This window comes from Paenibacillus sp. FSL R7-0312 (assembly GCF_038004445.1).
GTDB lineage: Bacteria > Bacillota > Bacilli > Paenibacillales > Paenibacillaceae > Paenibacillus_AQ.
Window position 1 is genome coordinate 5,546,289 of the sequence record NZ_JBBORE010000001.1, and the last position, 21,621, is coordinate 5,567,909.

24 protein-coding genes and 1 riboswitch are annotated in these 21,621 nt (G+C 53.0%); of the genes, 13 read left to right on the forward strand and 11 right to left on the reverse strand.

All coding sequences use genetic code 11. The annotated features are described in order from the left end of the window. The first annotated feature begins 269 nt into the window (after positions 1 to 269). Positions 270 to 1,088: a helix-turn-helix domain-containing protein gene (locus tag MKX70_RS24385; RefSeq protein ID WP_039303582.1), complete on the forward strand. Its 819-nt coding sequence runs from the start codon at positions 270 to 272 to the stop codon at positions 1,086 to 1,088. Between the two features lie 2 nt (positions 1,089 to 1,090). Here MKX70_RS24385 and MKX70_RS24390 read toward each other — a convergent pair whose 3' ends face one another. After that, the gene (locus MKX70_RS24390) at positions 1,091 to 1,303 is read right to left on the reverse strand and encodes a hypothetical protein (RefSeq protein ID WP_340787056.1); all 213 of its coding nucleotides are present in this window, start codon (positions 1,301 to 1,303) and stop codon (positions 1,091 to 1,093) included. A gap of 260 nt (positions 1,304 to 1,563) precedes the next feature. On the opposite strand from MKX70_RS24390, the gene MKX70_RS24395 reads away from it, so the two are divergent. Next, positions 1,564 to 2,244 carry a TIGR00266 family protein gene (locus MKX70_RS24395; RefSeq protein WP_042235978.1) on the forward strand — a complete coding sequence of 227 codons (681 nt, stop codon included), beginning with the start codon at positions 1,564 to 1,566 and terminating at the stop codon, positions 2,242 to 2,244. A 105-nt stretch (positions 2,245 to 2,349) separates the two neighbouring features. Here the strand turns inward: MKX70_RS24395 and MKX70_RS24400 are convergent, their stop codons facing one another. Together MKX70_RS24400 and fur are read right to left on the reverse strand one after the other, a co-directional pair. Next, positions 2,350 to 2,940, reverse strand: coding sequence for a TetR/AcrR family transcriptional regulator (locus tag MKX70_RS24400; RefSeq protein WP_042136757.1), 591 nt, complete (start codon positions 2,938 to 2,940; stop codon positions 2,350 to 2,352). 138 nt (positions 2,941 to 3,078) lie between these two features. Then, positions 3,079 to 3,552 (reverse strand): ferric iron uptake transcriptional regulator, encoded by a 474-nt coding sequence (fur, locus tag MKX70_RS24405; protein ID WP_042136755.1) that lies wholly within the window; start codon positions 3,550 to 3,552, stop codon positions 3,079 to 3,081. A gap of 253 nt (positions 3,553 to 3,805) precedes the next feature. On the opposite strand from fur, the gene MKX70_RS24410 reads away from it, so the two are divergent. Both MKX70_RS24410 and MKX70_RS24415 read left to right on the forward strand, forming a co-directional pair. Beyond that, the gene (locus MKX70_RS24410; RefSeq protein ID WP_042136753.1) at positions 3,806 to 4,381 is read left to right on the forward strand and encodes a hypothetical protein; all 576 of its coding nucleotides are present in this window, start codon (positions 3,806 to 3,808) and stop codon (positions 4,379 to 4,381) included. Between the two features lie 132 nt (positions 4,382 to 4,513). Next, the gene (locus tag MKX70_RS24415; protein ID WP_340787070.1) at positions 4,514 to 5,188 is read left to right on the forward strand and encodes an S-layer homology domain-containing protein; all 675 of its coding nucleotides are present in this window, start codon (positions 4,514 to 4,516) and stop codon (positions 5,186 to 5,188) included. A gap of 86 nt (positions 5,189 to 5,274) precedes the next feature. Here the strand turns inward: MKX70_RS24415 and MKX70_RS24420 are convergent, their stop codons facing one another. From MKX70_RS24420 to MKX70_RS24435, 4 genes are all read right to left on the reverse strand, one after another. Beyond that, positions 5,275 to 6,024, reverse strand: a complete 750-nt coding sequence (locus MKX70_RS24420) for an amino acid ABC transporter ATP-binding protein (RefSeq protein WP_340787073.1) — start codon at positions 6,022 to 6,024, stop codon at positions 5,275 to 5,277. A 12-nt stretch (positions 6,025 to 6,036) separates the two neighbouring features. Beyond that, on the reverse strand, positions 6,037 to 6,705 hold the full coding sequence (locus tag MKX70_RS24425; RefSeq protein ID WP_042136746.1) for an amino acid ABC transporter permease: 669 nt from the start codon (positions 6,703 to 6,705) through the stop codon (positions 6,037 to 6,039). A 93-nt stretch (positions 6,706 to 6,798) separates the two neighbouring features. Continuing rightward, positions 6,799 to 7,653, reverse strand: coding sequence for an amino acid ABC transporter substrate-binding protein (locus tag MKX70_RS24430; RefSeq protein WP_340787078.1), 855 nt, complete (start codon positions 7,651 to 7,653; stop codon positions 6,799 to 6,801). Between the two features lie 262 nt (positions 7,654 to 7,915). Further along, positions 7,916 to 9,436 carry a DHA2 family efflux MFS transporter permease subunit gene (locus MKX70_RS24435; protein WP_340787080.1) on the reverse strand — a complete coding sequence of 507 codons (1,521 nt, stop codon included), beginning with the start codon at positions 9,434 to 9,436 and terminating at the stop codon, positions 7,916 to 7,918. A gap of 345 nt (positions 9,437 to 9,781) precedes the next feature. Between MKX70_RS24435 and MKX70_RS24440 the strand changes: the two genes are divergently transcribed. The 9 genes from MKX70_RS24440 (at position 9,782) to MKX70_RS24480 (ending at position 18,258) form a co-directional block, all read left to right on the forward strand. Continuing rightward, a complete protein-coding gene (locus tag MKX70_RS24440) occupies positions 9,782 to 10,447 on the forward strand; it encodes a TetR/AcrR family transcriptional regulator (protein WP_340787083.1) in 666 nt (221 codons plus the stop codon). A gap of 68 nt (positions 10,448 to 10,515) precedes the next feature. Continuing rightward, positions 10,516 to 10,618: riboswitch (TPP riboswitch) on the forward strand. A gap of 112 nt (positions 10,619 to 10,730) precedes the next feature. Further along, the gene (locus tag MKX70_RS24445; protein ID WP_340787086.1) at positions 10,731 to 11,513 is read left to right on the forward strand and encodes an ABC transporter ATP-binding protein; all 783 of its coding nucleotides are present in this window, start codon (positions 10,731 to 10,733) and stop codon (positions 11,511 to 11,513) included. Next, the gene (locus MKX70_RS24450) at positions 11,494 to 12,270 is read left to right on the forward strand and encodes an ABC transporter permease (RefSeq protein WP_340787098.1); all 777 of its coding nucleotides are present in this window, start codon (positions 11,494 to 11,496) and stop codon (positions 12,268 to 12,270) included. The genes MKX70_RS24445 and MKX70_RS24450 overlap by 20 nt, the downstream gene beginning before the upstream one ends. Then, positions 12,267 to 13,346, forward strand: a complete 1,080-nt coding sequence (locus MKX70_RS24455) for an ABC transporter substrate-binding protein (protein WP_340787100.1) — start codon at positions 12,267 to 12,269, stop codon at positions 13,344 to 13,346. Before MKX70_RS24450 ends, MKX70_RS24455 begins: the two co-directional genes overlap by 4 nt. A gap of 75 nt (positions 13,347 to 13,421) precedes the next feature. Beyond that, complete coding sequence (thiM, locus tag MKX70_RS24460; protein ID WP_340787102.1) at positions 13,422 to 14,219, forward strand: hydroxyethylthiazole kinase; 798 nt, start codon at positions 13,422 to 13,424, stop codon at positions 14,217 to 14,219. A gap of 27 nt (positions 14,220 to 14,246) precedes the next feature. Beyond that, positions 14,247 to 15,074 (forward strand): bifunctional hydroxymethylpyrimidine kinase/phosphomethylpyrimidine kinase, encoded by an 828-nt coding sequence (gene thiD / locus MKX70_RS24465; RefSeq protein ID WP_042235945.1) that lies wholly within the window; start codon positions 14,247 to 14,249, stop codon positions 15,072 to 15,074. Next, positions 15,071 to 15,742, forward strand: a complete 672-nt coding sequence (gene thiE, locus MKX70_RS24470; protein WP_042235943.1) for a thiamine phosphate synthase — start codon at positions 15,071 to 15,073, stop codon at positions 15,740 to 15,742. The genes thiD and thiE overlap by 4 nt, the downstream gene beginning before the upstream one ends. A gap of 207 nt (positions 15,743 to 15,949) precedes the next feature. Then, positions 15,950 to 16,426, forward strand: a complete 477-nt coding sequence (locus tag MKX70_RS24475) for a MarR family winged helix-turn-helix transcriptional regulator (RefSeq protein ID WP_042235941.1) — start codon at positions 15,950 to 15,952, stop codon at positions 16,424 to 16,426. 20 nt (positions 16,427 to 16,446) lie between these two features. Beyond that, the gene (locus tag MKX70_RS24480; protein ID WP_340787105.1) at positions 16,447 to 18,258 is read left to right on the forward strand and encodes an ABC transporter ATP-binding protein; all 1,812 of its coding nucleotides are present in this window, start codon (positions 16,447 to 16,449) and stop codon (positions 18,256 to 18,258) included. A gap of 90 nt (positions 18,259 to 18,348) precedes the next feature. Here MKX70_RS24480 and MKX70_RS24485 read toward each other — a convergent pair whose 3' ends face one another. The 4 genes from MKX70_RS24485 to asd all read right to left on the reverse strand — a co-directional run bounded on the left by MKX70_RS24485 (position 18,349) and on the right by asd (position 21,602). Continuing rightward, entirely contained in the window at positions 18,349 to 19,293 is a 945-nt protein-coding gene (locus tag MKX70_RS24485) for a hypothetical protein (protein ID WP_340841044.1), read from the reverse strand. 19 nt (positions 19,294 to 19,312) lie between these two features. Next, on the reverse strand, positions 19,313 to 20,014 hold the full coding sequence (locus tag MKX70_RS24490; RefSeq protein WP_042235936.1) for a pseudouridine synthase: 702 nt from the start codon (positions 20,012 to 20,014) through the stop codon (positions 19,313 to 19,315). Between the two features lie 158 nt (positions 20,015 to 20,172). After that, on the reverse strand, positions 20,173 to 20,370 hold the full coding sequence (locus MKX70_RS24495; protein WP_039303638.1) for a DUF3934 family protein: 198 nt from the start codon (positions 20,368 to 20,370) through the stop codon (positions 20,173 to 20,175). Positions 20,371 to 20,516: 146 nt separating this feature from the next. Continuing rightward, positions 20,517 to 21,602, reverse strand: a complete 1,086-nt coding sequence (gene asd / locus MKX70_RS24500) for an aspartate-semialdehyde dehydrogenase (protein WP_042235932.1) — start codon at positions 21,600 to 21,602, stop codon at positions 20,517 to 20,519. Positions 21,603 to 21,621 lie beyond the last annotated feature (19 nt).

Sequence of the window (21,621 nt, forward strand, 5' to 3'; positions counted from 1 at the left end):
TGCCGCCACCGCCCTTTGCCCGCACCTATGCCAGGCATTCCACCTGAACAAACGGGCTGTAAACATAGGATGGAATATAGCTGTCTATCTGCCATCCGCTGCGTCCAGTGTTTGCCTATGTAGCGATCAGAGCCGCAATACAGCCTCCCCCACATCATTTGTATGTTTTTTTGCTTAGGTACATGGTAATATGAAAGCGTATATAATAAAATGAATAATATGATTAAAACATGAACAATCTGCTTATCATTTAACAACCAGGAGGACTCATGACACCTAACGCAGCCTGCCACATCCTATCCGCCGGATTCTCCTTCCACCGCAAGCCGTTTCATATGTCCCGCAGCGAAGGCGTCCAGTATTATCTGCTGCGCCTCCAGACCGAAGGACGCAGCCGGACGATGGAAGGCGGAGTCATCACTACTGTCGAGAGCGGCAATCTGATGCTGTTCGCACCGACTGATCCCTACTATTTAAGTATCGACAAGGAAGTCTACCCTGTCGGCAAGCCGCGGATTGAGAGCGGCGACTATCATATTTTCTGCAGCGGTCCCTGGATTGAAGAATGGTGGGGACGCAAGCATCGTCCGGCCGTACTCCGTCTGCCGCTCAGCGATCATATTCTTGGCCTGTTCCGCCAGCTTGTACTGGAGCAGCGCCGTTTATCGGATTCTTCACCGGATATCTCCGCGTGTTATCTGCAGATTCTATGTATGGAAATTGACAGGCTAATGTCCGAGCAGCCGGCAATTTCACCCAAGGCCTATCTTGCTTACCGGATGAAGCAATATGTCGAGGAGCATGCCGCGTACGCCTTCCGTCTGGAGGATGTGGCCGGCCATGTCGATATTTCCGTCTCCCGCGCGGTTCATCTGTTCAAAGAGGCGTTCGGCACTACGATTGTAAAATATGTAAATGACGTCCGGCTGGATATGGCGAGGGAGAAGATCACCTTCAGTCCGATGCCGCTGGAGCATGTCTCTGAAACTTGCGGGTTTGCCAATTATACGTACTTCCACCGTGTCTTCCGCAGCCGGTTCGGAATGTCACCCAAGCAGTACCGTATCCATAGCAGGGCGCAGGCGTAAGGTCAGGAGACCAGGAGGCATGCAAAAGGAGCGCCATCATTATAGATCCGCTCCTTGTGTTTAACTTTATTCAATTGCTGGCGCTTGCCGGGTGTCATTCGTACATGCTGGGAGATGGTGCCGTAATCCTGATTCATCCTGCGGTTTCTTTCGGCACACCAGGTGCCGGAGCGTCCTGCCTTCAGCAGAGCTTTTTGCGTGCGTGTACGTGCCATATGCGGTAACACTCCTTGCCATAATCTTATTCAGTACATGCGGTACTGTTATTTTAATATTAACATAATCACCACACTACTGCCCGGTATAATTAACTATAATAGTCGATTACCCTATGGCGAGCTTACGCGGCCTTGTCCCCGGCTTGCAGCGGAGCAGCTTGTTACAGTATTCTTGATGGGCAAGGTACATGCATCTGGTACAAGAATGTCATGCATCATACCCGGAATTGAATAGGCAGAATCAGGAGGAGAAATCAATGAAATACGATGTGCTGTATGACGGCGCTTTTGCCATGCTGAAGGTAGTCCTGGAGTCAGGAGAAAGTGTGAAGGCGGAGATGGGGGCGATGGTCGCCATGTCGCCGAATGTGGAGCTGAGAGGAACGGTAGACGGCGGTCTCATGCGGGGCCTCGGCCGGATGCTGAGCGGGGAGAAATTCTTCTTCCAGGAGCTGACCGCCACCCGCGGACAGAGTGAAGTGCTGCTCTCACCAGGGGCAATTGGGGATATTCAAGCCATTGAGCTGGACGGCTCGTACAAGCTGATGGTGCAGAAGGATGGTTTCCTGGCTGGAACCCACGGCATTCAAGTAAACACCAAAATGCAGAATCTGACCCGCGGTTTATTCTCCGGCGAAGGCTTCTTCATTGTAGAAATCAGCGGCAAAGGTACCGTCTTCCTCTCCTCCTTCGGAGCCATTCACGCCATTAACCTCGGCCCTGGCGAGGAAATGATCATTGATAACGGTCACCTCGTGGCCTGGCCGGATTATATGGAGTATAAAGTGGAAAAGGCAGCCTCCGGCTGGCTGAACAGCTTAACCAGCGGGGAAGCCCTGGTCTGCCGGTTCCGCGGCGAAGGCGTCGTTCTGGTACAAACCCGCAATCCCGGAAGCTTCGGGACGTGGATCAAGTCCTTTGTGCCGAACCGGCCGTAGCAGCGGCGGGCTGCCGATTCCGAAATTTAAAAAAGATTGAACCTGTTAATAGAAGAATCACAGGTTCAATCTTTTTTGGAAATTCATCCGCGTTTGACCGGGTACTTAAGCCATCAGCTTGTCGAAATGACTGGAAATGAGCATAATCATATCTTCCGGTGTTACCATTTCGGGATAGATTACACTATGGACGACCAATCCGTCTACTAATGCATGCAGCGTCTTAATTTCCCGGTCCAGATCCAGGTCCTGTCTTAACAGATTCACGGCATCCAGGTACTCCATCATCTGGCAGAAGCCGCTATACAGCCCGTTATGTACTTCCTGTTTCAGCGCCTGTATGGCGGGGTCCGCTGCTGCCCGTCCGACAAAAGCCAACCAGACCTCCGCTTCCGCTCTCCTCTCTTCATCAATGGGCATTAATTCATGAATCAGCCTCTCCACATCCTCCCGGGGATTCCCCGAGTATTGAAAGACCTCAACTCTCTGATAACTTCGTTCACTCACCAGTCTCATGGAGAAGGCAAGCAGCTCGGATTGGCTGGCAAAATAATGCCGCAGCGATCCCAGCGACATGCCTGCCTCCTTGGCAACATTCCGCACGGATACAGCTTCCAGACCATCACGCCGGATGATCCGCCAAGCCGCCTCCGCCAGATGATTACGGCGTTCATCATGGTCCACTTTTTTTGGCATAACGTCATTATAGCATGTGCACCAGCGTCATATCCCTGCCCCATAAGTCGCAAATGCGCTGATTCTCCGCTGCAGTCAAACAAAAAGACGCCGGCTGTTAAATCAGCCATGCGTCTTTGAATGTGCCCCAGCTGCGGCTCAGGATACAGCCCGGCATTCTTTATCGCCCTTGCAGCCGTTTCCCTTGCAGGTATTATAGGTGCCTTTGAAATCAAGCCGGTGATCGGTCACACTGAAGCCGTACTCACGGGCCAGCCGCGCTTCAAGGTCCAGCAGCCAGTCATCCTTGATCTCCTCCAGCTTGCCGCATACACTGCAGATCAGGTGGTGGTGCATATGAACATGATCGTCACCGCGCAGGTCATAGCGGGCAACGCCATCGCCGAAATTCATCTTTTCTACAATATGAAGTTCACACAGCAGCTCTAAGGTACGGTATACGGTCGCAAGTCCCAAATGCGGATAACTGCGCTTGACCAGCATATAGACCTCTTCCACACTTAAGTGATCCTTCTCGTTGTCCAGTAATACTCTTACTATAGCTTCGCGCTGAGGCGTAAGCTTATAATTCTGCGCCGCAAACTGCTGGCTGATATTTGCTACTCGGTTCACCCGGGTTCCCACCTTTCCGGAAGTTGAACAATTCCCGACAATAATTAGTAATCTTTACGATATAAGCATAACAAACTTGTCCGTCAAAGAAAAGGCCTGACACCAGTATAACATCACTTTTCCCCAAAAACGTATAAATAGGTTCTGCGGATTATGATTATATTATCGCCGGCTAGTCATACGCCCAATCCGAAGTGCGCCCTCCCTCCATACCTTATATAGACTAAATCTCTTATAAGTGAGGATGATCCGGATGGTGAAAATAAAACCTAAGCAGACCCAGCGGCTTGTAACAGCCCGTGTACTGCGCAGAGTAGCCACGGCCATGCTGCCGTTCTACCGGAAAATTGCCGGCAACAGCAGTTATGCCGCTGATTGGACAACCGCTGTTGTCTCCGCAGATCTTGATCTGATGGGCAGCCTGCTGGCCAGAATTCCCACCCTTTCCAGAGTAGAGAATTATGGGACGAACGGCATCGGCTATTTCATCTCGTTTCCTTTTCCGCTGCCGGTTGCGTTCTACACGAATGGAACAACGATTCCGCCGGGCACGGTCCAGTTCACCTTCAGTACAGCAGCCCACCGGAGCATCGCACGGGCCGTTATTCCGCTCTACCGGGAGCTCTCTGTAAATAACTGCTTCGCGGAGAGTCTGGCTGCAGCCATCCGGCGCAGAGACCGCGGTGCGGTAACAGCGATGGTACGCAGCCTCGTCACAGCAGATTCGCTGAAATCCGTAACCATTGAAGACAGCGGGATCGCGCTGCTGTTCAGAACCCGGTTCAGTAAATACCCTTACCGCAACCTGCTGTTCCAGGAAATGATGTAAAACGTCTGCAACCTTTTCTATTGTCATTGCGTCATTAGAGTCAAGTTGAAACGGTTACGCCGTGCTGTAACGGACAATCACCGGATCAGCGTGAAATCTAGTGGTACAACCTACAATAGAGGTGGAATTCAGATGAGTATCAAAAAAAACACGATCGCAGCTTTTACAGCCGTAACGCTTCTTACCTTCTCTTTCGGCGGACAAATTTTTGCAGCCGGCAGCAGCTTTAAGGATATTGACAGTGTAACCGGTAAGAACAAAATCAACTCTCTGAAGCAGCAGGGCCTGATCAAAGGGATATCGGATACCCAGTTTCTGCCCGCATCCACTGTAACTACAGCACAAGGCGTTCAGTTTATCACGGGCGGACTCCAGCTTAGCCTGGCCGCAATCAGTTTCAACAAGGCTCCCGTAGCCAGTGCGATCTTCTCCAAAGTAAAAGACAACGCCTGGTACGCAGAAGCCTTCATCAATGCACACTATAATGACGTGGATATTCCCGCTGATATTGATCCATCCAAACCGATTACCAAAGAGCTGTTCACCAGCCTGCTGATTCAGGGCGTTGAGAAGGCAGGCAACCTGCCGATGATCAACATCGTGCCGGTGGACATCGCCGATGCAGATGCGCTTGAGCCATCCTACCAGGGCACTATCCAGCGGTCCCTGAAATACAACATCAATACACTGGATGCTAACGGCAAGTTCAACCCGAAGAGCCAGCTCACCCGCGCCGAAGCGGCAATTATGCTCTACAACGCACTGGACTATTTGAACTCACGCAGTGATGGAGCAACACAGAACTAACTAATGGCTGAGTAAATTCACAAGCGGAAAAGGCAGTCCAGGATTCCCCTCCCGGACTGCCTTTTTGCGTTATTGCTTAAACAAGCTTAGACTTCTCCGCTGAGCCGGTTCAGGAACTGCAGGGCGCGCGGATTCTTCGTCTGCTCCAGCACCTGCTGCGGAGTTCCCTGCTCCAGAATGACCCCGTTATCCATTAAGATGATCCGGTCGGCCACATCGGCCGCGAATTTCATCTCATGGGTAACAATGACCATCGTCATTCCTTCCCGGGCCAGCTGCTTGATGACCTTCAGCACCTCACCGACCAGCTCCGGATCGAGCGCCGAGGTTGGCTCATCGAACAGCAGCACCTCCGGCTCGACCGCCATCGCCCGGGCAATCGCCACACGCTGCTGCTGGCCGCCGGACAGCTGATGCGGATAGGTATCCGCCTTGTCGGCCAGCCCTACCTTGTCCAGCAGGGCAAGCGCCTTCGTTCTGGCTTCCTCCCTGGAACGCTTCTGAACGGTCACCTGGCCCTCCATTACATTACCGAGCGCCGTCATATGCGGGAACAGATTGTAGGACTGGAAGACCATTCCCGTCTGCTGGCGAAGAGACAGCACGGTACGCTGTGGAATTTTGCCGCCGGGAGTGAAATCCAGCTTAATATTATTCAGAGCCAGGCTGCCCTTGTCGGGAGTCTCCAGCAGGTTGAAGCAGCGCAGCAGGGTGGTTTTGCCGGAGCCGGAAGGTCCGATAATGACCATCACCTGGCCATGCTCAACGGTAAGATCAACCCCCTTCAAGACCTGCAGCGGACCGAAGGATTTATGTAAATCACGTATTTCAATCATGGGTATGCCTCCTTAACTGGCCGAATACCGGTCCAGCCGCTTCTCCAGGTATTTCTGCAGCACCGATAATACTGAGCAAAATAACAGATAGAATAAACCCGCTTCGCAATACAACAGCAGCGGTTCATAGGTGGTGGCTGTAATTTGCTGAGCTTTTCTGAACATTTCTACATATGTGATGCTTGCTGCAAGTGATGTATCCTTCACCAGACTAATAAATGAATTGGATAATGGCGGAACCGATACCCGGGCAGCTTGAGGCAGAATCACCCGCCGCAAAGCCTGTCCACGGCTCATACCGACGGAGAAGGCAGCCTCCCATTGCCCTTTATGTATGGAGAGAATAGCCGCCCGGACAATTTCCGAGGAGTATGCCCCGACACTAAGGGTGAAGCCAATCACAGCTGCGATGAACGGATCAAGCACAATACCTACCGTAGGCAGCCCGTAGAAAATAATAAACAGCTGAAGCAGCAGCGGTGTTCCGCGGATGACCCAGACGTAGAAGCCGGCAATCAGCTTCGGAATTCTCCAGGAAGAGAGCCGCACAAGCGCAGTAATTACAGCAAGTGTAAGCCCAAGTGCAAAGGAGACCAAGGTCAGCGGAATGGTAAAAGCCACCCCGGCTTTGAACAGAGGCAGCAGTGAATCGAGAAATATTTGTATTTTGCGGTCATCCATCGTTCTGACATCCTTCTTGGAACGGCAAGGCGGAAGCAACCAGCTCCGCCCTGTGTCCATAAGTTATTTGAGACTGCCGTCAAGCAGGCAAGCTTATTTCGATACATTAGCTCCGAAGTACTTCTCGGAAATCTTCAGATATGTGCCATCATCATGCATGGCAGTCAGCGCTTCATTCACTGCCTGCACAAGCTCATCGTTACCCTTCAGGAAGACCGCTGCACTATACGAGCCTTCTGCAATCTCATCAACCTTCTTGATCTTGATATCAGGCTTCTGCTTCTTCAGATCCAGGAAGGACAAGCCGTCATTGACGGTTGCATCAATCCGGCCGGAGGTCAGCAGATCAATTGCCTGATTGAAGCCTTCGGTGGATACAATCTCTGCACCGTTATCCGTTGCAATCTGTCCGAGGTTACTTGTCAGGGACTGGCCGGCTTTCTTGCCCTTGAGGTCCGCGAATGATTTGATATCTTCATTATCTTCACTGACGATCAGCACAGCCTTGGATACGATATACGGGTCGGAGAAATCATATTTCACTTTGCGCTCATCCGTAATGGAAACTTCGTTGAAGATCGTATCGAACCGCTTGGCATCCATGCCGGCAAAAATACCGTCCCACTGAGTCTCGATAAACTCGGCTTCCACGCCCAGACGTTTAGTTACTTCTTCAGCAATTTCCACATCGAAACCGGTCAGCTTGCCGTCGGCATCATGATATGTGAACGGGGCATAGGTGCCTTCTGTTCCGATACGCAGCTTGCCGCTGGCTTTGACAGCTTCCAGACTATTCTGCTCAGCAGGTGCTGCACTATCAGTAGCCGCCGCAGTCGGTTCAGCCGCCGCATTGCCGCCTGTTGCTGAATTATTGTTATTGTTGTTGCCGCATGCCGCAACCACGGCCATGGTCAGGAGCAGCATAATTGTCAGACTAAGTTTTTTCATAAGATTAATCCCCTCTCATCTCTCTTTATGTTCCGGACTTGCCAGCAAAATGAATCGTAACACTGAGCTGTTACATCCGTCAATAACTTTTTCCGATAATAAACATCGGATTTATGTTATATAGGTTTTTGATAGTTTAGCTTGCCCCGAAATTGCATTTCTACATCAGTGGAAGACAAACTAAATGATCCACAACGCAAAACAGCGACCCTCCAGTAACGGAGAATCGCCGCCTTACTTCTTATGAATGTGAATGCACCTATTAACCGTGCATGATTTCAGGCAACGCTTTCTCCCTGGAGCCTCCGCTTTCTGGTTTGCGGCCCCTGCGCAGCAGCAGTCCAAGGACGGCGCCGCCTAAAGCTACAAAAATCATAATGTGGAAGGTGTCGGCAAAGCCTTGGGCCAATACAGTCTGCTTGGCCAGCTGCAGGGCTTCCTTCGAGACTCCGTCCACCGTCTGCCCGGCAGCGGCTGCCGCCTCCTGCATTTCAAGACCACGCGCGGAGGTTCTGGCCGTCAGAATCGTAACCAGTGTTGACACTGCAAGTGAGTTAATGACCTGCTGCATGGAGTTGGTGAGTGAGGTTACCCGGTTGACCAGATTGCCTGGCGCCTTGTTCAGCAGATGCGTATTCATCGGCATCATCATCATCCCCATCCCTGCACCGCACATGATTAGCGGAAGAATGAGATCACGGCTCTGGGTGGTCAGATCGACATGGGAATACTGAAACAATGCGCCAGAGACCAGACTGAGTCCGCAAACCACCAGCCAGCGCACCCCGATCCGGTCGAACAGAATTCCGGCAATCGGCATCATCAGCCCGGAAGCAATGGCCTGCGGCAGCAGGGTCAATCCGGTATCAAATGCGCCGAAGCCGCGGGCCTGCTGCAGAAACTGCGGCAGTAGAAATAAAGCACCATATAAGCCGAACTGGGCGATCCACTGCACGATAATTCCGGTGGTGAAATCCACGGATTTCAGAATCCGCAGCTCCAGTAAAGGGGTCCTGGAACGCAGCTCGGCAATGACAAAGGCAATCAGTGCAACAGCTCCCAGAGATAACCCGATTAGCGTTTTGTCCGAGGTCCAGCTCTGCGCACCCTGACTTACACCGTAAGTGAGTGAAGCAAAAGCCAGCGGTCCGAGCACCATTCCGAATTTATCCATGCCGGGAACGGTGTTCTTCGCCGCATTCGGCAGCTTTCGCAGCCCGATCAGCACACAGATAATACCGATGGGGATATTAATCAGGAAGATCCAGCGCCAGGAGTGGTATTCCACCAGCCAGCCTGACAATACAGGACCAATCGCGGGTGCGAACAGCACGGGAATCCCCATAATTCCCATAACAACGCCGACTTTACTCTTGGGAGCCAGTCTGTACACATAAGCCATCCCGACCGGGAGCACACAGCCCCCTCCGAGACCCTGCAATACCCGGAATACGACCAGCCATTCTGCACTGCTTGGCGTTGCACACAGAATGGAGCCGATCGTAAACACAATAACAGCTGTCAAAAAGACGTTCTTAGCCCCGAACCGGTCAGACAGCCAGCCTGACAGCGGAATGACCGAAGCCTGCGCCAGCATATACCCGGTTACAACCCACTGCAGCGTATGCAGGTCTGTATTGAAATCCACCACTAGTCTGGACAATGCCACATTCATTGCGGTACTGTCCAGCACAACCATAAATACGCCGGCAATAATAGCCAGCAGCGGAACTAGAATGCCGGATAACCGGAAATCGGCATCCTGCTTCAAGGTCTGATTCATACTCCTTCTCCTCCTGAATTGTCCGCAGTCAGCTACGTTGACCTGCGGGCAGGTTTGTCTATATAATTAGTGAACGGACAATTGTCCGTTATCGCATTTCATAGTCTACGGACAATTGTCCGATGTGTCAATTGTTTTACATAATTTCCTGTAAACAACACACAAGTTACCAGTGAATTACTTCGGGCTAGCGGAATACGTCAATTCCCCCTCACTTGATTCGTTACCGGCAGTATAGAGATTTATTAGAACTCACTGTAGGCATAAATGTTGTTTATTTTGCAGCTTTGATTCATGGATAGCCGGGTATCCGGATGGATTGTTGTATGACTGAAAGGGGATATTATGAAAAAAACAGAAACGGAAGTTGAACCTGTAACATCAGCAGCTCCCGAGAACACAGGGCACGCAGATAACGCTGCAAAAGAACCCGCCGATCCTTATATGCAGCGGATACTCGAAGCGGCCCGCCAGCTGTTCACCGAGAGCGGCCTCGAAGCTGTCAGTATGTACGGCATCGCCAAACGGGCCGGCATAGGACAGGGATCGCTGTACCGCCGCTTCACCGATAAGGGCGAAATCTGTTCGGCTCTGCTGCTGGACAGCACCGAGCAGTTTCTGTCGGGGATGGAACAGCAGCTTGCTGCCAGCGCCGGTGAAACGGCTGCCCTCGCGCATCTGCAGAGCAGCATTGAGCAGGTCGTTGGTTTCATTGAGCAATATGCGGAGCTCTTGAATATGATCAAATCTGAATTCACAGGCAAGAAGCAGCTTACCCAGTTCGAACATCCTTTTTTCCAGCGGCTCGGGAGGATTATGAGTGAACTTCTGCACCGCGCATCCGCGAATGGAGAGATTATCGGGATTGATCCCCGCTTCGCTGCCACAGCACTTATCTCTGTACTTAGTCCCGATCTTTACCTGTATGAACAGAAACGGAACGGATCCTCCAAAGAGGAAATCTCGCAGGGAATTGTTGCATTGTTCATAACCGGCCTCTCCAAGCGCTGAGTACAGGCTCTTTACAAGCGGAGGAATTATGGTATATTAAGTAGCAATTACGAATTCAATAGCACCTGTTATTTCACTAGGGGAGTCGGCCGACTGAGACGGAGCTTAAGCTCCGGACCCTTGGAACCTGATCTGGATCATACCAGCGGAGGGAAGTGGAGCAGAATGTATCAGCGGTTCCGCGTCTTTGCAAACTGACTGTACCTTCAGACCCATTCATTTCCTCCGGAAATGGATGGGTCTTTCTTGTTTTCGTAGCGTAATCACTTTTCCCTAAGGAGGCTTGCTTCTCCATCCTATGATCAACATCGCGAACCTGTCCTATTCTTTCGGCGCAGCTTCAAGGGCTCCGGTCTTCTCCGAAATCTCCATGAAGGTCCGCCGCGGGGAGTTCATCTCCGTCGTGGGGGCCAGCGGCTGCGGCAAAAGCACGCTGTTCAAGATTATCGCCGGCCTGCTGGAACCCGGCAGCGGCGAGGTTGCACTGCACGGGCAACCGTCCAAAAACACCTCGGAGCGGCTCGGCCAGGTCGGATATATGCCGCAGCGGGATCTCCTGCTGCCGTGGAGAACCGTGCTGGACAATTGCCTGCTGCCCTGGGAACTGAAGCGGAGCGGCTCCAAAGAGGAAGCCGTTATCCAGATTCGCAGCATGCTGCAGCAGTTCGGCCTTGGTGAGACCGGGGCTGCGTATCCGCATGAGCTGTCGGGCGGCATGCGCCAGCGGGTTGCGGTGCTCCGCACCCTTGCCGCCGGGAATGAGCTGCTCCTGCTGGACGAGCCGTTCGGGGCGTTGGACGCCATAACCAAGCGGGAGCTTCACCGCTGGCTGCTGGAATTATGGTCGGGACTGGAGAAGACTGTGCTGTTCATTACCCATGACCTTGAAGAAGCGCTTCTGCTTAGCGACCGCATCTATCTGATGACCGGCGGTGCCGGGGGCGGTATGCAGGAGTTCATCACCGGTCTCCCCCGTCCCAGACATCACAGTCTGAATTACGAACCGCAGTTTGTTGCCCTGCGGAAGGAGTTGGAGCTGAAGCTGTATGACAACCGTCTTTTATAGAAGATTGCTGCGGGAATACAGCCCGGCTATTCTGCTCGTGCTGCTGATCCTTGCAGTCTGGGAAACGGTGTCCCGGCTGGGGCTGATTCCTCCGTTCATCCTGCCGGCCCCCACTGCCATCTGGAGCGCTCTGATGGAGGAGCGGCGTCTGCTCTTCGGTGTGCACCTGCCCGCAACGCTGCTTGAGGTACTAACAGGCTTCGCTCTGTCCGTCTTCTGCGGCAGTCTGCTGGGAACGGGCATGCATCTATTCAGGCCGATGGCCAAGGCGCTGTATCCGCTGCTGATTATCAGCCAGACGATTCCGCTGGTTGCCCTCTCTCCCCTGTTTATCATGTGGTTCGGCTACACCTTGTGGAGTAAGGTCGCCGTAGTGTTCCTGACCGCCTTCTTCCCGGTGGTTGTCGGCACCTACGACGGGCTGGGCAAGAATACGGAGCAGTACCGCGAGCTGTTGTTGACGCTTGGCGCGAACCGCTGGCAGATTCTCCGCAAGGCTGCTGTTCCGCTGGCCCTGCCGTCCTTTTTCTCCGGACTGAAGCTGTCGGTAGTGTACTGTGTCATAGGCGCTACCATCGGCGAATGGCTGGGTGGCAGCCAGGGGCTCGGTTACTTCAGCCGGAGAATGGCCGGCAATCTGCAGAGTGCCGAGATGTTTGCCGCTGTTGTGCTGCTGTCCGCTCTTGGGATCACTCTGTTTCTTTGTATTGCTACGCTTGAGAAGTTATTTTTGAAGAAAAGAGGACGTTATTCATGACTCCAATCCGCTATACCCGTTATCTCTACCCCCGTAGTGCTCAACCTTATAAGTTGCTGCCTTATGTACTGCTACTGTCTGTTCTTTTGGTTCTGCCCGGCTGCGCCGGCAATAACGGGCCGACTGGCTCCGGCTCATCATTGGCATCATCCGCTCCGGCGGCAGCCGCAGACGGTACAGCCCATAAGCTGACGATCATGCTCGACTGGTATCCGAATGCCGTTCATTCCTTTTTGTATGCAGCTCAGAGTGAGGGGTATTTTGCCGAAGAGGGGCTTGATGTTGAGATACAGATGCCTGCCGACAGCAACGACGCGCTGAAGCTGGTAGCTGCCGGACAAGTCGATCTGGCCCTCAGCTACCAGCCGCAGGTGCTGATGGCCCGGGGAGAGCAGATTCCGGTCAAATCCGTCGCCGCTCTGGTACGGCATCCCCTGAACCATCTCATGGTTTCCGCAGACAGCGGAATAACCCGCCCCGGAGAGCTCTCAGGCAAGCAAGCCGGTTACTCCTCCATTCCGCTGTATGAAGCCATGCTGCACACTATGATCCAAACCGATGGCGGCGATCCCGCCTCCCTGAAGCTGATTGACGTTGGCTTTGAGCTTATCCCTGCCCTCTCCACCGGGCGTGTGGATGGAATTATGGGCGGCTTCATCAACCATGAGCAGCTGATATTAGAACAGGAAGGCCATCCTGTGCGTTCGTTCAATCCGGTAGACTACGGGGTTCCTGATTATTATGAGCTGGTGCTGGTCGCAAGTGACCAGGGTCTACAGGATTCCTCGGCATATTTCCAAAAGTTCATGAATGCTGCGCGCAAGGGTCAGCAATTCGTCACTAAGCAGCCGGAGCAGGCGCTGAAGCTTCTGCTGGAGCATCAGGATGCCACCGCACCGCTTGATGAAGCCATCGAGAAGCGCAGCCTGGAAATTCTGCTGCCGCTTATGGACGCCGGGTCACAGCCCTTCGGATATCAGGATACCGCTTCCTGGGAGAATGTCCGTAAATGGCTGAGCGAGGGCGGTCTGCTGGCAGAGGAAGTTGACAGTGCAGATGCTTTTATTAATTTATAGAACATGCTTTCGAAGTTAGTTTTGCGAAATGATCTCAAGCATGCGTATGCTATCAAACTTTCAGGAGGAATAATCATGTCTTTTGTATCTAAGGTACGGCAGGCAAATCCGCTCGTACATAACATTACCAATATTGTTGTGGCTAATTTCACCGCTAACGGACTGCTGGCGCTGGGGGCTTCCCCGTTCATGGCCGACGCACTGGAAGAGGTGGCGGATGTTGCCGCGATGTCCGGGGCGGTCGTGCTGAACATCGGTACACTGAATGAAGCCGCCATCGCTTCAATGGTGAAGGCCGGACAAGCCGCGAACCGGCATGGTGTCCCGCTCGTGCTCGATCCCGTTGGAGCAGGCGCTACACCGTACCGCACTGACGTTACCGCGAAGCTGCTCGGTGAGCTGCAGCTGACCGCTCTGCGCGGCAATGTGGCCGAAGTTGCCAATGTCGCCGGAGAGAGTTGGGCGAGCAAAGGCGTCGACGCCGGAGCAGGTGACGGCGATGTGATTGCCTTGGCGAACAAGGCTGCGCGGAAGCTGGACTGCGTGGTGATCATCACCGGCAAGGAGGATATCATTACCGACGGCACGCGCACCTACATCGCCAGCAACGGCCATTCCATCCTGACCCAAGTGACGGGAACCGGCTGTCTGCTCAGTGCCGTAGTAGGCGCATTTCTTGCAGTAAGCGGCGGGAATGCGCTTGAGGCAGCTGCCGAAGCAATCTCGTTCTACGGCGTGGCAGCCGAGATTGCCGCTGAAGCCGCGGAAGGACAAGGACCCGGCAGCTTCCAGATGGAGTTCCTGAATCAATTGTCCCTGGTCACACCAGATATCTACAGCAGCCGGTCACGCCTGCAGCTGCTTGAACAATAAACCGCACCTTATAGAGGAGAATATCCGATGACCCTTATACGTAAAGCGTTAACGATTGCCGGCTCTGACAGCGGCGGCGGTGCCGGTATCCAGGCTGATCTGAAGACCTTCCAGGAGCTTGGAGTCTACGGAATGTCCGCGCTCACTGCGGTCACGGCACAGAATACCTTAGGCGTTCAAGGTGTATATCCGCTGGAGCCGGAAGCCGTTGCTGCACAGCTGGATTCTATTGGGAGCGACTTGGCGCCAGATGCCATTAAGACCGGTATGCTGTTCAGCAGTAAGATTATCGGTGTTGTCGCGGATAAGGTGACAGCGTACGGCTGGCAGCAGCGGCTTGTGATCGACCCGGTAATGATTGCCAAGGGCGGGTCCGCTCTGCTGCTGCAGGAAGCCGTGCAGGCACTGATTAACGGATTGCTGCCTCTGGCACTTGTGGTTACTCCTAATCTTCCCGAAGCAGAGATTCTCACCGGGATGAAGATTAATGGAATAGCAGACAGAGAACAGGCTGCAAGACTCCTGCATCAGATGGGGCCGCAGTACATTGTTCTTAAGGGTGGACATGATCCGTCAGGCGATCAGCTGGTGGACCTGCTCTATGACGGCCGGGAATTCCAATATATGACCAGTCCGCGGATCGAGACCAGGCATACGCATGGGACCGGCTGTACTTACTCGGCGGCAGTGACGGCAGGACTTGCGCTCGGCCACTCCATTGATGAAGCGGTTCATACAGCCAAAGCCTTCATTCAGGCAGCTATTGAGGACAGTCTGAACCTCGGGGCAGGACACGGGCCGACCAATCATTTTGCTTACGGGAACCGTATCAGATCAAGGGGGCAGCAGCTATGAAACGAATGGACCGTGAGGATATACGCAAGCTCCTTAAGGTATATTTCATTATGGGCAGCGTGAACTGCCGCATCTCTCCAGCCGAGACTTTATCTGCCGCAGCAGACGGGGGAATCACCTTATTCCAGTTCCGTGAAAAGGGTCCCGGTGCTCTGACCGGCGCTGCTCTGCTAGAGCTTGGCCAGCAGCTCCGGGCAATCTGCCGGGACCGGCAGATTCCGTTCATCGTCAATGACGACCTGGAGCTGGCGGTAGCACTTGATGCAGACGGGGTCCATGCCGGCCAGGATGATCTGCCGGCCCGGACGATCCGCCAGCGGCTCGGCGAGCACAAGATCATCGGCGTTTCCGCCCATAATCTCGCGGAAGCGCAGCAGGCTATTGCGGACGGAGCCGATTATCTCGGGGTCGGTCCGGTCTACCCCACCTCCTCCAAAGACGATGCCGAAGCCGTTCAAGGGACGGCTGTCATTGAAACGCTCCGCCGCAGCGGACTTAATGTTCCCCTGGTAGGGATCGGCGGTATTAGCCTGGATAACGCCCTGCCGGTAATCCGGGCCGGTGCAGACGGAATCTCCGTCATCTCGGCCATTGCCGGAGCGGAGGATATCCGGGAGACCGCGAGGGCATTCGGGCGGATTATACAATGCGGAATGCTTCCGGAATGAGCTTATATAAATGAGCGTATTTCAATTACAAATACACCCGCTGCTGCCTTCACACAGGCGCTGCGGGTGTTTCTTATGTATTCCGGCATAATCTGTTTACCGCTATTTCAGCGTAACATTTACTTTTGGAATATTCAGGCGTATAATCAGTTTACATTGTTAACTGTTAACAAAAGAAACTATTATCAGATCAGAGGAGGTTGCCCCATGACAGATCCGGCGCAGACGATAGAGGTGTATCATTCCTTGCTTGCCGTTGCCCGCCAGCTCCGTAAGCTGGCCCATCAGAGCGCTGCGGATCTCGGTTTAACCGTGCATCAGATCGGTATACTGAATTCTCTCCTCAAGCATCCGGGTCAATCGCAGAAGGAAATAACGGAGCGTCTGGTATTTGCCAAGAGCCGCGTAAGCCTGCATATTGATGTGTTGGCCGAGAAGGAACTGGTGACCCGGACCGCCTCCGAGGCAGACCGCAGGGAAACGAGGCTGAATCTCACACCGGCAGGTGAAGCGCTGTGCAGGCAATATAACGAAGACGCCTACTCATACCAAATGCTGGGCGCGGCTCTGGATCATTTTTCCGGAGAAGAAGTCCAGTCGCTCATTCAAATGCACTCACAGCTGCTCGAACAGCTGACCCGGAATCAGGATAACTTAAATACACACAAAGCTGGTGATGAATAATGGGAAGAGGCTTCGGTCCAATGGGATTCGGCGGGCCCGGGCATGGCAAATTAAAGTTCGACGATGATGAGGCGAAGCCGGATATATCCAAGACGCTGCTGCTCCGCATCGTGAAATATTTCCTGCCTTACTGGAAGCCGACCCTGCTGGTGATGATTGTGCTGTGCATTACCGCAGTGCTCGGGCTGCTCCCTCCGATCCTGATTCAGCATATTATTGACCGCGCGCTTCCGGATAAAAACCTGAGGCTGCTGGTTCTGCTCGTTTTTGCCTCACTCGGAACAACTGTAGTGTCCGGTCTGCTGGGAGTGCTGCAGAATTACCTTAACTCTTTTATCTCGCAAAATATTGTCCATGATATGAAAAATCAGATGTACCGCCATTTGCAGGGCATGCCGCTGCAGTTCTTCTCAGGGGTCAAGCAAGGCGAAGTCATCACCCGGATGACCAGTGATATTGCCGGAATTCAGGGCGTGTTCAACAGCACCATCGTTAATTTTGCCAGCAATCTGTTCATTCTGACTACGACAGCGGCAACTCTGTTTATTATGAACTGGAAGCTGGCGCTGCTGGGCATACTGGTCGTCCCCCTGTTCATTATGCCAACCCGCAAAATGGGCAATGTACGCTGGAAGCTGGCCAAGGAAACCCAGGAGAAGATCTCCGAGCAAAACCAGATCATCCAGGAAACGCTCAGTCTCAGTGGATATATGCTCATGAAGCTATTCACCAAGGAAGACACCGAGCTGGCAAGCTTCAGAACCGTTAATGCCCAGGCGACTCGCCTGCAGATCAGAGAATCGATGGCCGGCCGCTGGTTTATGCTGGTCCTCACCACCTTCACCAGTATCGGGCCCATGCTGATATATCTGTACGGGGGTTATTTATTTATTCAAGGAGAGCTGACGGTGGGTGCGATTATCACCTTTGTGGCGCTGCTGGGCAGATTATACGGGCCGGTCTTGCAAATGACTAATCTGTATGTGGATGTGAACCGGTCGGTGGCGCTGTTTGAACGGATTTTTGACTATTTCGATATGGACCCGCTGATTGTGGATTCGCCGCTGGCCCTGCCAAGCAGTGCTGACGGCCAGGATATCGTCTTCGACAAGGTGAATTTCGCCTATCAGCCGGGCAAACCGGCCCTGAAGGAGATTTCCTTCACGGCTGCCGCCGGGTCACTGACTGCGCTGGTCGGCCCCAGCGGAGCGGGTAAAACGACCATTACCAACCTCATCCCCAGACTCTATGAACTGGATTCGGGTGTGATCCGCATCGGCGGCAAAGATATCCGTGAATTCACGCTGCACTCCCTGCGTTCTCAGATCGGGCTGGTTACGCAGGATACGTATCTGTTCAACGGAACCATCCAAGAGAATCTGCTCTATGCAAGCGCCAGTGCCACTGAAGCTGAGATGATTGCTGCCTGTGAAGCCGCTTATATTCATGATTTCATTATGCAGCTCCCTGAAGGCTACAATACGGTAGTCGGTAACCGGGGAATCAAGCTGTCCGGCGGAGAGAAGCAGCGGATCTCGATCGCCCGCGTGCTGCTCAAGAATCCGCCCATTATTATCATGGATGAAGCCACCTCGTCACTGGATACAGTGTCGGAGTTCTATATCCAACAGGCGATGCATCAGCTGCTGCTGGGCAAGACCAGCATCGTTATCGCTCACAGGCTTTCCACCATTATGGCTGCCGATACGATTCTCGTCGTTCAGGACGGCGCTATTGTGGAGTATGGACAACATGCTTCTCTGCTGGCGGACAACGGGGTCTACAGGGATTTGTATAACAAGCAGTTTCAGGCATCAGAGTCCGCCACTTGATGTTGTACGGAATTGAAAAAAGGGATTCACGGAGGCCATTAACCGCTGCCTCCGGAATCCCTTTTTAGAATTGAACAGACAAGTCCAGGTTTATCTCTCTGTACGCAATGGCTCCAGCTTGTCCATCCATCCGCTGAAGTATTCCCGCGTCTCGTTCTTCTTCAAGCGGTCATAATATTCGTCCACAAAACCGCCGTCTCCGGCACGCTGTCCTGCCCACTCATAGAATTCTTCAAACCGCGACAACGCAAAACTACGCTGCTCCAGAATCAGATAAGCACTGAGCAGGCTGTCCAATGTCAGGTCTGTGGGGTTATTTTTGTACTCCTGCTCATTTAGCCGCAGCTGGTCTTCCGCATATTGCTTGGTGAGGGTCTTATCCGGTACATACCGTGTTCCCTGAAGCTCATACACGCCTACCAGCGCTGGACCAAGCGGCAATTGCCCGGAAAAGGGACTTGCAAGCAAATCCTCATCTCCGTCCTGATCCGTATCCTCATAGTTCACCGAGACATTATCGTTAACAGTCACCTGCATGACTCCGTCGATTTCCTCCACGACAATATAGGATGATTCAGGACGGTTATCCATCAGACTGAACAAAAAGGTGGCATGGTTATTCTGCACAAGCGCTTCCGCCCAGAGATCATCCTCCTCACTCCAGATATTGCCGCCTTCAATCTTAATTCCGGCCTGCTTGCTGTCAAAGACAATCTTCCCGTCCTTCACAATCGCAAACTGCTTATACGTAAACTCCCCTTTGTTCCAGTAATACACCTCGTAGATCTGCCCGTTCAGCTGAACGGCATCCATATGTAAGAAGCCTGAATATTTATCCGAAATCTCCGGGGAGACTTCCGGTACTTCCCCCGTATAATCAGCGGTTGTATCCGCCGGAGAGGCTTGTGGTGCAGAAGACTGTGCTGCTGTTTCTGAAGTCACAGATGCTTCCGGCGGCTCCGCAGATTCATTACTGCCGGTTCCCGAGCAACCGGCTATAACCATTAGCGCTACTAGCAAACTTATTATTCTCATTTGATCCTCCTGTGAATGCCTATTTCTCTGCGTCCAGTCTGGAGTGGAGCTCAGCCAGCTCATCTGTAGTCAGATGCCTCCACTGCCCCCGCTCAAGGCCGCTGAGCGTAATGTGCATGATCCGGATGCGCTCCAGGCGGAGCACCCGGTAACCCAGTTCTTTGCTCATCCGGCGGATCTGCAGATTCAGTCCCTGGGTTAAAACAATCGCAAACTCGTTGTCCGTGATCCTGCGGGTGAGGCAAGGCTTGGTCCGGGTCCCGAGAATATCCACACCGGCTGACATCTCCTGAAGGAATGCTTCAGTCACCGGCTTGTCCACCGTAACGTTATATTCCTTCTCATGCCCATGCTCGGAGCGCATCATCCGGTTAACCACGGCTCCGTCATTGGTCATGAGTATCAGTCCTTCGGACTGTTTATCCAGCCTGCCGACGGCAAAGATCCGGGAAGGATAACCGACATAATCAATGATATTCCCTTCCACCTGCCGGGCAGCTGTACAGGTAATCCCAACTGGCTTGTTAAGAGCCAGATAGACCCGTTCTTCCGGGTCCGGGCTCAGCGTAACGCCGTCAACGGCCACAGTATCACCAGGCCCTACACTGGCCCCCGCTGCACAGGCTATACCGTTAATGGTTATCCGTCCCGCCGCAATCAGCCGATCCGTCTCTCTGCGCGGGTATACGCCTGTCTCACTTATATATTTATTAATTCTCACTCCAGTACCCGCTTTCCTGCCCTACATATTAAAGAACACCTGATTCACTTACAAATCAGATGCTGCCAAGTGGAAACGGTTATTCCGTCCTTGAACAAGGACGGTTCCGTTTCAGCGTGAAATAATATTTTGAAACCATTTATGGGCACATGGCCGCCTTATTTACTGCCTCCGGTTTTGTTGCCGCCGCTGCTGCCCTTGGCAGTGCCTGCTCCTTTGGTTCCCGGTTTGGTGCCCGGGCTTCCGGGAGGTCCGCTTTTTGCCGGCTTCACGGGTTTCGCCGTCTTATTCCATCGGGTCCAGCCCTTGCTCCCTGTCCCTCTGCCTGTGCCGCCGCCTTTACTTTTTGCCACAATATCACTCCGTCAGTATTCAGTTTTCGTCATGCATTCCTCTATCTTACCATTATTCCGGGGGTAATGTCAGGTAAAACCGCAAACAACCTGCGCGGAGAAGCTCCGGCAGGCTGCAATACGAATTGAAATGGAGTTGTTCCTGCTGCTTATTTCGGCTGAATATAACCTTCGGCCTTCAGCAGCTCAGCGATCAGGACAGCACCGCCGGCAGCACCTCTTACAGTGTTGTGGGACAGGCTGACAAATTTATAGTCATAGAGTGAATCTTCACGGAGTCTGCCTGCTGAAATTCCCATTCCGTTCTCAATATCACGGTCCAGACGGGTCTGCGGACGGTTCTCTTCTTCGAAATAGGTAATGAACTGTTTAGGTGCGCTTGGCAGTCCCAGCTGCTGAGGACGTCCCTGGAAGCTGTTCCAGCGTTCCAGAATATCTTCCCTGCTAGGCTTCTGCTCAAAGGAGGCGAATACCGCAGCCATATGGCCATCAGCAACCGGTACACGAATACACTGTGTCGTGATCACTGGCTGTTCGCTTTTGACAATCCCCTCTTTAGTTACCTTCCCCCAGATCCGCAATGGCTCCTGCTCGCTCTTCTCTTCTTCGCCGCCGATGAATGGAATCACGTTGTCCACCATGTCCGGCCAGTCGGCAAAGGTTTTACCGGCTCCGGAAATCGCCTGATACGTCGTCACAACAACCTTCGAAGGCTTGAAATCATGAAGCGCATGCAGTGTAGGCATGTAGCTCTGAATGGAACAGTTAGGCTTGACAGCGATAAATCCGGTTTCGGTACCCAGACGTTTGCGCTGCTGGGCAATCACCTCAAGATGCTCAGGATTGATCTCAGGAATCACCATCGGAACATCCGGCGTCCAGCGGTGCGCGGAATTGTTGGAAATAACCGGAGTGCCGGTGCGTGCGTAGGCTTCTTCCAGTGCCTTGATTTCTTCTTTCTTCATATCTACAGCGCAGAAGATCAGATCCACATCCGCAGACACTTCCTCCACCTTGGAGGCGTCCTGAACCATAATGCTCTTAACGGCCTCCGGCATGGGTGTGGACAGCTTCCATCTGCCTTTGACGGACTCCTCGTACGTCTTGCCGGCCGAATTCGCACTCGCGGCAATAGCCGTTACCTGAAACCAGGGATGATTCTCAAGAAGTGCAATGAAACGCTGGCCGACCATACCGGTACCGCCAACAATACCCGCTCTCAACTTACTTGACATAAGAAATTCATTTCCTTTC

Coding starts and splice junctions, on each gene's coding strand:
- MKX70_RS24410 (WP_042136753.1), top strand. CDS start 3,806: ATGGTGAAAATAAAACCTAAGCAGACCCAGCGGCTTGTAACAGCCCGT.
- MKX70_RS24425 (WP_042136746.1), bottom strand. CDS start 6,705: ATGGATGACCGCAAAATACAAATATTTCTCGATTCACTGCTGCCTCTG.
- MKX70_RS24440 (WP_340787083.1), top strand. CDS start 9,782: ATGAAAAAAACAGAAACGGAAGTTGAACCTGTAACATCAGCAGCTCCC.
- MKX70_RS24485 (WP_340841044.1), bottom strand. CDS start 19,293: ATGAGAATAATAAGTTTGCTAGTAGCGCTAATGGTTATAGCCGGTTGC.
- MKX70_RS24420 (WP_340787073.1), bottom strand. CDS start 6,024: ATGATTGAAATACGTGATTTACATAAATCCTTCGGTCCGCTGCAGGTC.
- MKX70_RS24390 (WP_340787056.1), bottom strand. CDS start 1,303: ATGGCACGTACACGCACGCAAAAAGCTCTGCTGAAGGCAGGACGCTCC.
- MKX70_RS24475 (WP_042235941.1), top strand. CDS start 15,950: ATGACAGATCCGGCGCAGACGATAGAGGTGTATCATTCCTTGCTTGCC.
- MKX70_RS24385 (WP_039303582.1), top strand. CDS start 270: ATGACACCTAACGCAGCCTGCCACATCCTATCCGCCGGATTCTCCTTC.
- MKX70_RS24480 (WP_340787105.1), top strand. CDS start 16,447: ATGGGATTCGGCGGGCCCGGGCATGGCAAATTAAAGTTCGACGATGAT.
- asd (WP_042235932.1), bottom strand. CDS start 21,602: ATGTCAAGTAAGTTGAGAGCGGGTATTGTTGGCGGTACCGGTATGGTC.
- thiE (WP_042235943.1), top strand. CDS start 15,071: ATGAAACGAATGGACCGTGAGGATATACGCAAGCTCCTTAAGGTATAT.
- MKX70_RS24435 (WP_340787080.1), bottom strand. CDS start 9,436: ATGAATCAGACCTTGAAGCAGGATGCCGATTTCCGGTTATCCGGCATT.
- thiD (WP_042235945.1), top strand. CDS start 14,247: ATGACCCTTATACGTAAAGCGTTAACGATTGCCGGCTCTGACAGCGGC.
- MKX70_RS24400 (WP_042136757.1), bottom strand. CDS start 2,940: ATGCCAAAAAAAGTGGACCATGATGAACGCCGTAATCATCTGGCGGAG.
- MKX70_RS24415 (WP_340787070.1), top strand. CDS start 4,514: ATGAGTATCAAAAAAAACACGATCGCAGCTTTTACAGCCGTAACGCTT.
- thiM (WP_340787102.1), top strand. CDS start 13,422: ATGTCTTTTGTATCTAAGGTACGGCAGGCAAATCCGCTCGTACATAAC.
- MKX70_RS24430 (WP_340787078.1), bottom strand. CDS start 7,653: ATGAAAAAACTTAGTCTGACAATTATGCTGCTCCTGACCATGGCCGTG.
- MKX70_RS24395 (WP_042235978.1), top strand. CDS start 1,564: ATGAAATACGATGTGCTGTATGACGGCGCTTTTGCCATGCTGAAGGTA.
- MKX70_RS24455 (WP_340787100.1), top strand. CDS start 12,267: ATGACTCCAATCCGCTATACCCGTTATCTCTACCCCCGTAGTGCTCAA.
- MKX70_RS24450 (WP_340787098.1), top strand. CDS start 11,494: ATGACAACCGTCTTTTATAGAAGATTGCTGCGGGAATACAGCCCGGCT.